Source organism: Brevundimonas olei, assembly GCF_037055245.1.
GTDB lineage: Bacteria > Pseudomonadota > Alphaproteobacteria > Caulobacterales > Caulobacteraceae > Brevundimonas > Brevundimonas olei.
In genome coordinates this window covers 67,345-80,772 of the sequence record NZ_CP146369.1, presented here as the reverse complement: position 1 = coordinate 80,772, position 13,428 = coordinate 67,345, and the positions used below count along the sequence as shown (strand labels likewise).

13 protein-coding genes and 1 pseudogene are annotated in these 13,428 nt (G+C 70.1%); 8 read left to right on the top strand and 6 right to left on the bottom strand.

Annotated elements, in window-relative coordinates:
• Positions 1-116 precede the first annotated feature (116 nt).
• Positions 117-1,427, bottom strand: a complete 1,311-nt coding sequence (locus tag V8J38_RS00380; protein WP_338577312.1) for an FAD/NAD(P)-binding protein — start codon at positions 1,425-1,427, stop codon at positions 117-119.
• A 43-nt stretch (positions 1,428-1,470) separates the two neighbouring features.
• The gene (locus V8J38_RS00375) at positions 1,471-2,970 is read right to left on the bottom strand and encodes a phosphomannomutase/phosphoglucomutase (protein WP_338577311.1); all 1,500 of its coding nucleotides are present in this window, start codon (positions 2,968-2,970) and stop codon (positions 1,471-1,473) included.
• Between the two features lie 207 nt (positions 2,971-3,177).
• On the opposite strand from V8J38_RS00375, the gene gpmA reads away from it, so the two are divergent.
• The 3 genes from gpmA to V8J38_RS00360 all read left to right on the top strand — a co-directional run bounded on the left by gpmA (position 3,178) and on the right by V8J38_RS00360 (position 5,875).
• The gene (gene gpmA, locus V8J38_RS00370) at positions 3,178-3,891 is read left to right on the top strand and encodes a 2,3-diphosphoglycerate-dependent phosphoglycerate mutase (RefSeq protein WP_291780875.1); all 714 of its coding nucleotides are present in this window, start codon (positions 3,178-3,180) and stop codon (positions 3,889-3,891) included.
• On the top strand, positions 3,888-4,517 hold the full coding sequence (locus V8J38_RS00365) for a bifunctional diaminohydroxyphosphoribosylaminopyrimidine deaminase/5-amino-6-(5-phosphoribosylamino)uracil reductase RibD (RefSeq protein WP_291780879.1): 630 nt from the start codon (positions 3,888-3,890) through the stop codon (positions 4,515-4,517). The genes gpmA and V8J38_RS00365 overlap by 4 nt, the downstream gene beginning before the upstream one ends.
• Before the next feature lie 86 nt (positions 4,518-4,603).
• Positions 4,604-5,875 carry a pentapeptide repeat-containing protein gene (locus V8J38_RS00360; RefSeq protein WP_338577310.1) on the top strand — a complete coding sequence of 424 codons (1,272 nt, stop codon included), beginning with the start codon at positions 4,604-4,606 and terminating at the stop codon, positions 5,873-5,875.
• Positions 5,876-5,943: 68 nt separating this feature from the next.
• Here V8J38_RS00360 and V8J38_RS00355 read toward each other — a convergent pair whose 3' ends face one another.
• Positions 5,944-6,423, bottom strand: a complete 480-nt coding sequence (locus V8J38_RS00355; RefSeq protein WP_338577309.1) for an Hsp20 family protein — start codon at positions 6,421-6,423, stop codon at positions 5,944-5,946.
• A 264-nt stretch (positions 6,424-6,687) separates the two neighbouring features.
• On the opposite strand from V8J38_RS00355, the gene V8J38_RS00350 reads away from it, so the two are divergent.
• The 3 genes from V8J38_RS00350 (at position 6,688) to V8J38_RS00340 (ending at position 9,526) form a co-directional block, all read left to right on the top strand.
• The gene (locus tag V8J38_RS00350) at positions 6,688-7,488 is read left to right on the top strand and encodes a methyltransferase (RefSeq protein ID WP_338577308.1); all 801 of its coding nucleotides are present in this window, start codon (positions 6,688-6,690) and stop codon (positions 7,486-7,488) included.
• A gap of 95 nt (positions 7,489-7,583) precedes the next feature.
• Complete coding sequence (locus tag V8J38_RS00345; RefSeq protein WP_338577307.1) at positions 7,584-8,495, top strand: methyltransferase; 912 nt, start codon at positions 7,584-7,586, stop codon at positions 8,493-8,495.
• The gene (locus V8J38_RS00340) at positions 8,492-9,526 is read left to right on the top strand and encodes an alpha/beta hydrolase (RefSeq protein WP_338577306.1); all 1,035 of its coding nucleotides are present in this window, start codon (positions 8,492-8,494) and stop codon (positions 9,524-9,526) included. Before V8J38_RS00345 ends, V8J38_RS00340 begins: the two co-directional genes overlap by 4 nt.
• A gap of 4 nt (positions 9,527-9,530) precedes the next feature.
• On the opposite strand, the gene hisN is transcribed toward V8J38_RS00340, so the two are convergent.
• Both hisN and V8J38_RS00330 read right to left on the bottom strand, forming a co-directional pair.
• On the bottom strand, positions 9,531-10,313 hold the full coding sequence (hisN, locus tag V8J38_RS00335; protein WP_338577305.1) for a histidinol-phosphatase: 783 nt from the start codon (positions 10,311-10,313) through the stop codon (positions 9,531-9,533).
• Positions 10,314-10,424: 111 nt separating this feature from the next.
• Positions 10,425-10,646, bottom strand: a pseudogene (locus V8J38_RS00330) (helix-turn-helix domain-containing protein); the annotation flags it as partial.
• 161 nt (positions 10,647-10,807) lie between these two features.
• Here V8J38_RS00330 and V8J38_RS00325 point away from each other — a divergent pair.
• A complete protein-coding gene (locus V8J38_RS00325; protein WP_003168780.1) occupies positions 10,808-11,065 on the top strand; it encodes a GlsB/YeaQ/YmgE family stress response membrane protein in 258 nt (85 codons plus the stop codon).
• Between the two features lie 72 nt (positions 11,066-11,137).
• Here V8J38_RS00325 and V8J38_RS00320 read toward each other — a convergent pair whose 3' ends face one another.
• A complete protein-coding gene (locus V8J38_RS00320) occupies positions 11,138-11,599 on the bottom strand; it encodes a superoxide dismutase (protein ID WP_291780896.1) in 462 nt (153 codons plus the stop codon).
• A gap of 130 nt (positions 11,600-11,729) precedes the next feature.
• Here V8J38_RS00320 and V8J38_RS00315 point away from each other — a divergent pair, with 130 nt between their 5' ends.
• Entirely contained in the window at positions 11,730-13,394 is a 1,665-nt protein-coding gene (locus V8J38_RS00315; protein WP_338577304.1) for a GNAT family N-acetyltransferase, read from the top strand.
• Positions 13,395-13,428: the final 34 nt, after the last annotated feature.

The window sequence follows — 13,428 nt, the reverse complement described above, 5'->3', positions numbered from 1 at the left end:
TTTTGTTTCCTCTCCTGGCGCGGTGATAGCCGACCACGGAAAGACCCGCCAGCAGCTAGACTGTGGAGGTCGGGGCCTGAAGGATGGAAGTTTCGACTAAAGACGGCCGGCCCCGATCAGGCGGTCAGGATGCGGGCCAGCGCTTCGATCCTCTGGCGGATGTCCGGGACGGCGATCGTTTCCCAGAAGGCCGCGCGGGCGGGCGGGCCGAGGACGAACAGGGCGGGGTCGGCGGCGCCGTCGGCGTGGAGGACGCGGCCCTCGGCGTCGAGGTCGAGGCCCAGGTCGGCCGCGTCGATCCGAGCGCGGCCTGCGGCGATCAGGGCGGCGGTCAGGGGCGCGCGGGCGGCGTCGTGGCCGGGGCCGGTGCAGTCGATCAGCCAGGCGGCTGACAGGGTTTGAGTCTCTCCATTCCGTATACGGATGGTCAGACGTGCGCCCTGGTCGTCCGTCGTGATCGTCTGGGCGCGACCTGAGAGAACGGTTAGTCGGCTTTCCGCCTTCAGCGCCTCCAGAGCTTCGGCGATTTCGGGCGCGATGCGATGGCGCCGCACGTCCCACCAGGGCCGCAGATGGCGCAGGAAGCGGGCGCGTTCGACGCTCGACGCGGCGCGCCACAGCGTGGCGGTGATGGGGCGATAGCCTTCCATGACACGGCGCCAGCCGTGGTCGCGCGCCAGTCGATGCGCTGAAGCCAGGCGACGCGACAGGGCGCCTGTCAGAGCCTCCGGCGGCAGGTCGACGGGCGCGTCGTGATGGGCGCCGTGGGCCAGGGGCAGCAGGCCGCGCCGCGACACGACCGTCGCCCGGCCGCGCCAGCCTTTGGCCTGAAGCGCCAGGACGACGTCCACCATGGTCAGGCCCGAGCCGAGGATCAGGACGTCCTCGCCAGGCCCGATCGCGGCCAGGGCGTCGGGCCGCCACGGATCGGCGATGCGGCGGGGACCGTCGTTCTCGACGGCGGGGCGCGGCGGGGGATTGCCGGTGGCCAGCACCAGGGCGCGGCCGGAGATGCGGGCGCCGTCGGCCAGGACGACGGTCTCGCCCTCGATGCGGACGGCTTCGCCCCTGATGCGACGGATCAGGCCGGGATAGGCGGCCTCGGTCCGGGTCAGGCGGTCCTGGACATAGAGGCCGTAGAGGCGACGCGGGGCGAAGCCGTTCGGATCGGCGTAGGTCGGGGCGTGGACCGCCAGCCAGTCGGTGAAGTCGGCGGGCCGGTCGGGACGGGCGCTCATCCGTTCGGCGCGAACGTTGAGGCGGTGGTCGTCCAGGGGCGTTGAATAGGCGACGCCGAGACCGACCTGTTCTGCGCGCTCGATCAGGACCGAGGCCTGCCCCATCTCGGCCAGGCGCGCGGCCAGCATGGCGCCGGAGAATCCACCGCCGACGATGATCACGGGTAGGGAGGCGGCGGCGTCGTTCATTGAACGAGCATCGTCCACGACGCCGCCGCCGGTCAAACCGGAATCAGATTTCCTGGTTGAAGGCGCCGATTTCCGGGTGGGCGGCCAGGCGAGGCTTCACTTCCTTGCGGAACAGGTCGCGCATGTCGTCGGCGGACCTCATGCTTTCGACCACCACGACCAGTTCGGGCTTGTTCGAGGAGGCGCGGACCAGCACCCAGGAGCCGTCCTCCAGATGGACGCGCACGCCGTTGACGGTGATGGCCTCGATGATCTTGCGGCCCAGGATCGAGCCGCCGGAGGCCGCCAGGTCTTCGTATTCCTTCACGATCCTGGCCAGGACGTCGTACTTCAGCTCGTCGTCGCAGTGCGGCGACATGGTCAGGCTGGTCCAGGCGTCGGGCAGTGCGGACTTCAGTTCCGACAGCGATTTGCCGGGGTTGCGGTCCAGCATGGCCAGGACGGCGCCCGCCGCCACCAGGCCGTCGTCATAGCCGTGGCCCAGATCGCCCGACAGGAAGAAGTGGCCCGACTTCTCGAACCCGGCCAGGGCGCCCAGTTCGGCGGTCTTGCGCTTGATGTAGGAGTGGCCGGTCTTCCAGTAGACGGTGGTCGCGCCGTTGGCCTTGAGCACCTCGTCGGTCTTGTAGAGGCCGGTCGACTTCACATCGACGACGAAGGTCGCGTTCGGATGGAGGGCCGACAGGTCGCGAGCCAGCATCAGGCCGATCTTGTCGGCGAAGATCTCCTCGCCCGTGTCGTCGACCACGCCGCAGCGGTCGCCGTCGCCGTCAAAGCCCAGGGCCAGGTCGGCGCCCGTCTCCTTCACCTTCTGCGCCATCTGCACCAGCATGGCGTGATCTTCCGGGTTCGGATTGTATTTGGGGAAGGTGTAGTCGAGGTCCGTGTCCATCTCGATCACCTCGGCGCCCATCAGACGCAGCACCTCGGGGGCGAAGGCGCCGGCCGTGCCGTTGCCGCAGGCGGCCACGACCTTCAGCGGGCGGGACAGCTTCACCTTGGACGCCACGTCCTTGATGTAGGTCTTGCGGAAGCCCTCGACGCGCTCCAGCTTGCCGCCGGGGCGGGCCACGCCCTGACCGTTCAGGACGATCTCCTTCAGGCGGCTCATCTCGTCGGGGCCGAAGGTCAGCGGCGCCTGAGCGCCCATCTTCACGCCGGTCCAGCCGTTCTCATTGTGGCTGGCCGTGACCATGGCGACGCAGGGGCAGTCCAGCGCGAACTGGGCGTAATAGGCCATGGGCGACAGGGCGAGGCCGATGTCCAACACTTCCATGCCGCCTTCCAGCAGGCCCAGGATCAGCGCCTGCTTCACCGACAGGGAATAGCCGCGGAAGTCGTGGCCCACGGCGATCTTGGGCGTCTGGCCGATCTCGTGGACATAGGTGGCCAGACCCAGGCCCAGGGCCTGGATGCCCAGCAGGTTGATCTCTTTTTCCAGAATCCAGCGGGCGTCGTATTCGCGAAAGCCGGTCGGCTTGACCAGGGGCAGGGTTTCATATTCCGCAGTGTTGGGGCGGATGTCCTGACGGGGCTTTTGCATGGGTCTTCCTAGATGGGCCGCTGGAGAGAGCGGGGCCGCAGTATGGCTTCGGCGTATAGCCTTCCCCCGCTCGCGAGGCCACAACGCCTGACCGGCGTTATCGCTGCGCCGCGCGGGGCGTAGGTCCCAACAAGCGGCGAAACCTTGACCGCCCCCGCGTCAGGGGCCTAGCGAGAAACCCAGATACGGATGCTCCCGGAGACTTTGATGACCCGCCTGATCCTGCTGCGCCACGGCCAGAGCCAATGGAACTTGGAGAACCGCTTCACCGGCTGGGTCGACGTCGATCTGACGGCGGAGGGCGAGGCCCAGGCGCGGCGCGGCGGCGAGCTGATCGCCGAGGCGGGCTTCAAGCCGGCGGTCATGTTCACCTCGGTGCTGAAGCGGGCCAAGCGCACCGGCGCCCTGGCGCTGGATTCCGCCGGGCTGAAGAATGTGCCGGTCATCGAGGACTGGCGCCTGAACGAGCGCCACTACGGGGGCCTGACCGGACTGGACAAGGCCGAGACCGCCGCAAAGCACGGCGAGGACCAGGTCAAGGTCTGGCGCCGCAGCTATGATGTGCCGCCGCCGCCGCTGGCGCCGGGCGGCGAGTTCGATTTCGCTTCAGACCCCCGCTACGCCGGCAAGGAGATCCCGGGCACCGAGAGCCTGAAGACCACGCTGGATCGGGTGCAGCCCTATTGGGACGCCGAGATCGCCCCGCGCCTGAAGGCGGGCGAGGACGTGCTGATCGCCGCCCACGGCAACTCCCTGCGCGCCATCGTCAAACTGCTGTTCGCCGTGCCGGACGACAGGATCGTCGATGTCGAGATTCCGACCGGCAATCCGCTGGAGATCGATCTGGACGCGGACCTGAAGCCGGTCGCCGCCCGCTATCTGGACGAGGGGCGGGCGCAGGCCCTGCCGCAAATCGCGTGAGCGGCGCGGCGGACGACGCCGTCTTCATGCGGCGGGCCATCGACCTGGCCCTAAACCGCATGGGCGAGACCTGGCCCAATCCGGCGGTCGGCTGCGTCCTGGTCAAGGACGGCGCCGTGCTGGCCGAGGCCGCGACCGCGCCGGGCGGACGCCCCCACGCCGAGGAACAGGCCGTGCCCGAGGCGGGCGAGGCCGTGAAGGGCGCGACCGCCTATGTGACGCTGGAGCCGTGCGGCGCCCGCTCGTCGGGCCGCAAGTCCTGCGCCCACTTCCTGGCTGAGGCCGGGGTCGAGCGGGTGGTGATCGCCGCCCTGGACCCGTCGCCCTTCGCCTCGGGCCGGGGCACGGAGCGGCTGCGCCAGTCGGGCCTGACGGTCGAGACGGGTCTGCTGGGCGATGAAGCCGCCGTGTTGTGCGAGGGCTTCCTGCACCGGCTGGAGACGGGCCGACCGATGGTGCGCGTCAGCGTCGACGGGGCGGGCTTCGACGGGCGCTTCGCCGCCTCGCCGCGCGCCGATCTGACGACCGAACTGAACCGGCTGGGCGAGGCGGGCTACACCCGTCTGTGGACCCAGGAGGGCGAGTTGGCCGAGGCCCTGCGCGAACAGGGCCTGCTGACGGAGTAGGGCGGCCTGAGGCGGGGCGGAGGCGACGGGAGAAACCGCTGTTTCCGCAAAGCTTCCTTAATCCGCCGTAAGCCATGATCGGCCCCATGAGCGAGGCCGCAGAACCCGTCCGCAGAAGGTTGACCCAGGAGGAGGTCGACGCCGTCTGCCTGAAGCATGACCGCCTGTGGCAGGCGCGGCCCGGCGGGGCGCGGGCGGTCTTCGCCTGGATGGACCTGTCAGGCGTGAACCTGCGCGGCCGCAACCTGGCCGACGCCGACTTCACCGCCGCCTGCCTGATCGGCTGCGACCTGACGGGCGCCAAGCTGGACAACGCCAACTTCTTCGGCGCGGACATGCAGGACGTGACCCTGATCGACGCCAGCCTGCGCCGGGCCGACCTGCGCGGGGCCTGCCTGCGCGGCGCGGACCTGTCGGGCGCCGACCTGTTCGAGGCCGACCTGCGCGAAGGGACCATCGCCGCCAAGGACGCCAAGCTGGGCTTCCGCGTCGTCGAAGCCCGCAAGCGCGCCGACACCCAGGCGCAGGGCGCCGTGCTGGCGGGCGCCAATCTGCAGCGCTCGCGCATGACGGGCGTCATCGCGGTGGCCGCCGACTTCACCGACGCCGTCATGAAGGACTGCAAGCTGGTCCGGGCCAATCTGAAACAGGCCAGCTTCCGCGGCGCCGACCTGGCCGGGGCCGACCTGTCGGGCGCCGATCTGTCGGGGGCGGACCTCAGCGACGCCATCCTGGTCGGGGTCAAGGCGTCCATGTGGCGGACCGACGGGGCCAATATGGACGGCGCCCTGGTCGACGACCGTCCGGCGGGCGAGCCGGTCAGCCAGATGCCCGCCGCCGAGATGCTGCGCGAGCATGCCCAGTGGTGCGAGACGGGCGGGGCCGAGGGCCAACCCTCGGTGTTCGACGGGGTCGATCTGCGGCCGCTGGAGTCCATTCGCGGACTGAACCTGACGGCTTTGTCGGCCAAGGGGGCGGTCTTCTACGGCTTGGACATGGAGGGGGTGCAGCTTCAGGGCGCGCAGCTTGAAGGCGCGGACCTGCGGTCGGTCAATCTGCGCCGGGCCGACCTGCGCGGGGCGCGGCTGACGCGGGCGCGGCTGAACGGGGCGGACCTGCGCGAGGCTCAGCTGGGGCCGCTGATGCTGGCGGCGGACCGGCTGCTGCCCGCCGACCTGACCGGGGCGATCCTGCGCGGCGCGGACTTGACCGGCGCCGATCTGCGCCGGGCCGTGCTGGTCGAGGCGGACCTCAGCCGGTCCATCCTGCACGGCGCCCAGACCAAACAGGCGGACTTCACCGGCGCCCAGACCGGCGGCGCGCGCGGGCTGGACCCGGCGGACCTGCACGCGGCCTAGAGCGCGACGCACGAAAAAGGGGCGACGCGAACGCCGCCCCTTCGACTGTTCAGTCAGGCTAGACGCCTTTAGGCCGCCTTCTTGGCCTTGGGTTCGGTCTTGCCCTCGATCAGGGTCGAGCCGGTGGCGATCTCGATGCTGCGGGGCTTGAGGGCCTCGGGCAGTTCACGCTTCAGCTCGACCGTCAACAGGCCGTTGGCCAGAGCCGCGCCCTTGACCACCACATAGTCGGCCAACTGGAAGCGGCGCTCGAAGTCGCGCTCGGCCAGGCCGCGATGCAGATAGGTCTTCTGGGGTGCGCCGTCGTCGTTGGCCGCCTTCTTGCCGGTGACGGTCAGAAGGTTTTCCTTCGCCTCGATGTTCAGTTCATCGGCCGAGAATCCGGCGACGGCGATCTCGATGCGATAGGCGTCCTCGCCGGTCGTCTCGATGTTGTAGGGGGGCCAGCCGTTCTCCTGGCTGGAGCGCGCGGCGCTTTCCAGCTGACGGGCCAGGCGGTCGAAACCGACGGCGGAACGGTACAGCGGCGAGAAATCATAGGTACGCATGGGTCATCCTTCTGACATTCAGCAAGGTTGAGCCGTCCGGCGATTTGGCCCCGGACAGCGGAGGGTTTCAGCCCCGGCGGTCCGAAATCGGCCCCGTCAGGTCTGGAGAGCCCGGGATCGGCGCTCTCGAATGAAGAGGTAGGAGGCCGTTTTTCCGGCGCAAGGGGCGCGCGAATTCGTCGCTCGCCGCATCGGCGCCTTGTGGTCGCCGCGAAGCGCCGTATGGGTTTTACATTCGTCGTCCAGGATCGACCGGAGCCCTTCATGCGACCTCTCGCCCTCAGCGCCGTCGCGGCGTGTCTGCTCGCCTCGCCCGTCTTCGCCCAATCGGGGGCCCCGGACGCCCCTCGCCTGCCCCATCGGCAAGGACTGTCGATGGAGATGCCGAGTTTCTCCGAGGACGCGGCGCTTGAGGCGGCCGTGGCCGCGACGACCCGGCCCGAGGCGGACCGCGCCCGCGACGGCGACCGTCATCCGTTCGAGACCCTGACCTTCTGGGGGCTTCAGCCCGGCCTGACCGTGGTCGAGATCGAGCCGGGCCGCGCCGGCTGGTGGCGCAACATCCTGGAGCCCTATGCCGCGGCGACCGGCGGCCGGTACGTCCCGGTCAACCGCCCGACCGAGGGCATGGGCGTCGCCGACGGGACGGCGGACATGGTCGTGGTGGCCCGCGCCTTCCACAACTGGTCGCGCGACGGTCGGGCCGAACCCTATCTGGCGGCCTTCTTCACGGCGCTGAAGCCCGGCGGCGTGCTGGCGGTCGAGCAGCACCGCGCGGCCGAGGGGCTGAATGTGACGGAGACGGCGCCGAACGGCTATGTGCCCGAAAGCTGGGTCATCCACGCCGCCCGCCGCGCGGGCTTCGAGCTGGAGGCCCGCAGCGAACTGAACGCCAACCCCAGGGATGACCGCGTCCACCCCTTCGGCGTGTGGACGCTCAAGCCCACGCGCACCTCCGAACGCGACGGCCGCGCCCTGACGCCGGACGAGCGTGCGGCCCTGGACGCCATCGGCGAAAGCGATCGCATGACCCTGCGTTTCCGCAAGCCCTACGCCGCCGACTGAAGCGCCTAGATGACAATGCAGTGCGTGGTTTTGACCCTGGCGCAGAAGCGCCTTAAGCCCGAAACGCAAACACCCGGCGGCGAGAGGAAGCGCGCATGACAGAACGATCGACGCGGCGATCCGTCCTGGCCGGCGCCAGCGCCCTGGCCCTGGCCGCGCCCCTGTTCGGCTTGGCCGCCTGCGGCCGCAAGGATGAGGCGCCGACGCCCAGCGCCCCCGAAGCGCCCAAGGGGCCGCCGGAAGGTTCGCTGGAATGGGCGGTCGCGGGTTCATGGCGCTCGGCGGACGACAAGACGCGGGACGCCTGGCGCCATCCGGTCGAGACCCTGCGTTTCTTCGGCCTGCAGCCGAAGATGACGGTGATCGACTTCTGGCCCGGCAGCGGCTGGTATGCGGAAATCCTGGCGCCCTATCTGAATCGGGGCGGCGGCGCGCTCTATCTGGCGGGCTTCTTCGAGGGGCCGAACGCCGACCCGGCCCAGGTCGCCATCAACAACGCCCTGAAGGCCCGCCTCCTGGCGGACAAGAAGCTGTACGGCCCGGTCCAGTTCACCGCCTTCGGCGCCGGTTCGCCGCCGGTGGCGCCGGCGGGAACGGCCGACATGGTGCTGTTCATGCGCTACATCCACGCCTGGATGGCGGCGGGGATCGCGGAAAAGGCTTTCGCCGACGCCTTCGCCGCTCTGCGTCCCGGCGGGGTGCTGGGGATCGAACAGCACCGCCTGCAGCCGGACGAGGATCAGGACCCGGCGGCGGCCAACGGCTATGTGCAGGAGGCCTTCGTCCGCCAGTTGGCCGAAGAGGCCGGCTTCGTCTTCGTCGAGGCGTCCGAGATCAACGCCAATCCGGCCGACACCAAGGACCACCCCTTCGGCGTCGAGACCCTGCCGCCGCGTCGCCTGACGGCGCCGATGGGCCAGCCCGCCGATCCCGAATTCGACCGGACCAAGTATGACGCCATCGGCGAAAGCGACCGCATGACGCTGAAGTTCAGGAAGCCCGAGTGAGCCGTCCAGCCGCCTTCGCCGCCCATGCGCCCCTGATGGGGGTGCCCGGCGCCGCCTGCCCGCCGGGCGGAGAGGGCGACTGGTTCCGGGGCGCCGGAGGCCTGCGCCTGCGCGCCGCCTTCTGGACGCCCTCGACCCTGCAGGCGAAGACGCCGCGCGGGACGGTGGTGCTGAGCCCCGGCCGCACCGAGCCGATCGAGAAGTATTTCGAGCTGATCGGCAACTTCCTGGCGCGGGGTTTCTGCGTTCTGGCCCACGACTGGCGCGGCCAGGGACTGTCGGCGCGGCTGCTGCCGGACCGGCTGCGCGGCCACGCCCGGGCGGTCGAGGAGTTCCTGGACGACTACGCCCGCCTGCTGGACGCCTATGAGGCGCGGGCGCCCAAGCCCTGGATCATGGTCGGCCACTCCATGGGCGGCTGTCTGAACCTGTTGACGCTGGAGGGCGGGGAGACGCGGTTCGCCGGCGCGGTCCTGTCCAGCCCCATGCTGCGCATCAAGACCGGCAAGCGGTCGATGTGGACCGTCAAGCTGGCGGTGCGCTGGGCCCTGCGTCACGGCAAGGCCGGCGACTATGTGCTGGACGACGCGGACGACCCCTTCGACCACACCTTCGAGGAGGATGGCCTGACGTCGGATCAGGCGCGCTACGACCTGTGGCGTCAGCAGCTCTACGCCTGTCCGCACCTGGCCATCGGCGGCCCGACCTGGGGGTGGCTGGCCTTCGCCCTGGACGCGGGCGAGCGGGCGCTGAAACCGCGAGCCCTGAAGAGCGTGAAGATTCCGGTCTGCGTGGTCCAGGCGGCCGAGGACGACAAGGTCTGGAAACAGACCAACCGCTGGGCGGCGCGCCGCATGGGCCGGGGCCGGTATGTCGAGGTTCCGGCTGCCAAACATGAGGTCGTCATGGAGGTCGACGACCTGCGCGGGATCTTCCTGCATGAGTTCGACGCCCTGGCCGACTATGTGGCGCCCGGCGTCGAGGCGAAGCCCGGCGCTTCGCCCGCAGCGCGGACCGTCGAACCCGCCTGAGCCGTCAGGCGCCGCCGAGCAGGGGCCGGGCCTGGGCCGTCAGCCGCGCGTCGCCGACCGCCAGGACGCGGCCGTCGGCTCCGTTCGGCGCGTCGCCGCGCCAGTCGGTGAACCGTCCGCCCGCCGCTTCGACCAGGGGCTTGAGCGCCGACCAGTCCCAGACCTTCAGCTCGCTTTCGGCCACCAGATCGATGCGCCCGGCCGCGACCATGGCGTAGGCGTAGGCGTCGCAGCCCAGCCGCGCCAGCCGCGCAGCGGCGCGCAGCCGGTCCCAGGCCGCGCGGTCGGCGCCGAGGAAGATCTCCGGGTCGGTGGTGGCGATCAGGGCCTGGCTCAGATCGGGGCAGGCGCGGGTCTTCAGCGGGGTTTCGCCGCCGCCCTTCAGCAGGCGTGCGCCGGACGGACCGCCCAGGAAGACTTCGCCCAGATAGGGTTGGCCGACGGCCCCGATCATGGGCGCGGCCTCGTGGCGCAGGGCGATCAGGGTGGTCCACAGAGGCAGGCCGGCGATGAAGGCGCGGGTGCCGTCGATGGGGTCCAGAATCCAGACGTGATCGGCGTCGGGACGGTCCTGGCCATACTCCTCGCCGATGACGCCGTGCTCGGGATAGCGGGCGGCGATCATCCGGCGGATGGCGGCCTCGGCGGCGCGGTCAGCCTCCGTGACGGGGTCGAAGGCGCCGGGGGAGCCCTTGTCCTCCTGGGCGAACTCGCCCCGGAAGAAGGGCAGGGCGACGCGGGCCGCCTCATGCGACAGTTCGACGGCGAAGGTTTCCAGTTCGGTCATGCCCCGGCCATACACCGCCAGGGGCGCGGCGGCCCAGAGGTCATTGAACCGAACAGGCGATCAGGCGGCGGCGGCCAGGGGTTCTCCGGGGCGGGGCTGGCCGTTGTCGGGGCTTTCCCCGGCGCCGTCGTAGAAATAGCTGACCGGCGTCTGCAGCGCCTCGGCCAACTCCCACAGGCGGGCGGCCGAGATGCGGTTGGCGCCGCACTCGTACTTCTGAATCTGCTGGAACCTAATGCCGACGCGATCGCCCAACTGCTGCTGGGTCAGGCCCAGCAGGCGGCGACGGCGGCGCAGGCGACGACCCAGGTGCAGGTCGATCTCGGCGGGCATGACGACACTCCTGTCTTCCTCGGCCTGTGCCGGATCGGCACGGACAGGGCGGCTCGCCGCAAGCCGCGTGCCGTTTTCGCCCCCAAGGCGAGGGACGCAACCCGACGCCCGCCCGCGCATTAACGGCCAAGGCAGTCAGCCTTCAAGAAGGGAAGAGAAGCATGGGTGGATTTGGATTTATCGCCTGGATCATCATCGGCATCGTCGCCGGATGGCTGGCGGAGAAGATCATGAAGCGGGATCACGGCCTGCTCACCAATCTGATCGTCGGCGTGGTCGGCGCCCTGATCGGCGGGTTCCTGGCCAACAACCTGCTGGGCGTGGACGCCGCGGGCAATTGGATCGTCGGCATCATTGTCGCCACCATCGGCGCCGTGGTCCTGCTGTTCCTGCTCGGTCTGGTGAAGCGGCGGACCTGATCGACCGTTTCATCGCACAAGAAAAAAGGGGCGGCCCGTCGGGCCGCCCCTTTTGCCGTCGAACCAGACGATTTAGTGAGGTTCGTCGCCGTTCGGTTCGTCGCTGGTCGGCTCATCGGCCGGCGGGGCGTCGGCCGAAGGCGTGTCCATCGCGTCCGGGGTCGGCTCAGCCGTGTCCGAAGCGATCGGGGGAGCCGACTGGATGTCCGAGGCGCTGGCGTCGACGACGATGTCGGCGCCGTCCTGACGGATGCCGGCCAGCGGCACCGGACGGACCTGGCCGTCGGCGGTGCGGACGGTCAGCTCCTGACCGGCGGCGCCGTTCTGGACGCCGACCAGCTTGCCGATCTCGGTCCCGTCGCTGCTCTTGACGGTCGCGCCCGGCGTCAGGGTCAGGCTCTGGGGTTGAGCCGCGGCCGCCTCAGCGGGAGCCGGTTCGGGCGTCTGCGGCGTCGTGGCGTCCTGGGCGAAGGCAGGGGCGGCGATGAGGAAGGCGCCGGCGATGCCGGTCAGCAGGGCGGTCTTGCGGATCATGAGAAACTCCTGGAAGGGCGAGCCCGGCGCTCGCGAAAAAATGAACCCTTGTGAAGGCCGATGGTTTCCCCTGCCCTGAAATGACCTTTTACTCGCCCCAAACGACCGATTCCTGCTCATCGGAGAGCGATTGACCAAACCGGGTGCAAAACACGACCCCTGGCGGATCACGCGTCGTCTGGCCGGACTGGTCTATGAGCTGACGCCGCAGATGTTCGCGGTCGCCACCTTCCTGCTGGGTGGGGCGATGCTGCTGTCGGCGGTGACCCCGGCCTTCAATGACCGGCTGAACGCCTTGGGGCGGTTCTATCCGCCGTTGCTGATCGACCTGTCCCACTTCGCCGCCAGCGTGACGGGCTTCATCCTGCTGCTGATCTCGGCGGGGCTGTGGCGGCGGCGGCGAGGGGCCTACTATGCGGCCTTGGCGGTCCTGCTGGTCGGCGCGGTCTTCTCCCTGCTGAAGGGGCTGGATTGGATGCAGGCCATCGAGATGAGCCTGGCGGCGGCCCTGCTGGCGCCGTGCCGCTCGGCCTTCAATCGCCGCTCGCGCCTGGGGGAGCCGCTGCGGCCGGGCTGGCTGCTGATGCTGGCGGCGGCGGTGGCGGCCATGCTGTGGCTGGGCTTCTTCGCCTATCGCGATACGGCCTACACCGACGAGCTCTGGTGGACCTTCCTGGTCGACAAGCAGGCCTCGGGCTTCCTGCGCGCCGGGGCGGTGCTGGCTTTGCTGACCCTGGCGGTGGCGGTGCGTTCCCTGCTGACCGCGCCCGGCGCGCGCAGCCATGGGCCGGCGGCTGCGGCGGACGTCGAGCGGGCGCGCCAGGCGCTGGAGATCGCCGAGGTCGCCGCGCCCGAGGCGGGCCTGGCCCTGCTGGGCGACAAGGCCCTGCTGTTCAGTCCGTCGGGCCGCAGCTTCATCGCCTATCGCGTGCGGGGGCGTCGCTGGATCGCCATGAGCGAACCCGCCGGGCTGAGGGAGGAGCGGCTGGAGCTTCTGTGGTCCTTCGCCCAGCTGGCCGACAGCTACGGCGGAGCGGCGGTCTTCTATTCCGTGGGCGAGGGACTGCTGGCCGACCTGGCGACGCTCGGCATGGCCGTGCGCAAGGTCGGCGAAGCGGCCGTGATCGACGCCGCTCATTTCACGACCGAGGGCAAGGGCAAGCAGAGCCTGCGAACCGCCGTGAACCGGGCCGAGCGCGAGGGCGCCGGCTTCGAGGTGGCGCCGCCGGGCTCGGCCCGGCCGCTGGAGGCTGAATTGCGCGCCGTGTCCGACGCCTGGCTGAGGCATCACAACGGGTCCGAGAAGGCCTTTTCGCTCGGCCGGTTCGACATCGACTATCTGGATCGACAGGCGCTGGCGCTGGTGCGCGAGAACGGCCGCGTCGTCGCCTTCGCCAACCTGTTGATCGGCGCGGGCGGGCGCGAGGCGATGATCGACCTGATGCGCCATGATCCGGAGGGGCCGCACGGCGTGATGGACTATCTGTTCACCCGCACGGCGCAGTGGGCACGGGACCAGGGCATGGAGCGGCTGGACCTGGGCATGGCGCCCCTGTCGGGCCTTGAGGACCGCCGCATGGCCCCGGTCTTCGCCCGCGTCGGCGCCCTGGTGTTCGAGGAAGGCGGCGCCGTCTACGGCTTCCAGGGCCTGCGCGCCTACAAGGCCAAGTTCGGCCCCGGCTGGCGGCCGAAATTCATCGCCGCGCCGCCGACCACGCCCCTGCCACTGGCCTTGCTGGACGTCGCCCTGTTGACCAGCGGCGGCTGGCCGGGGCTGCTGGGCCTGAAGAGGTAGCCTCGGCGCACAAAAAAGGCGGCTCGCCGTGGGC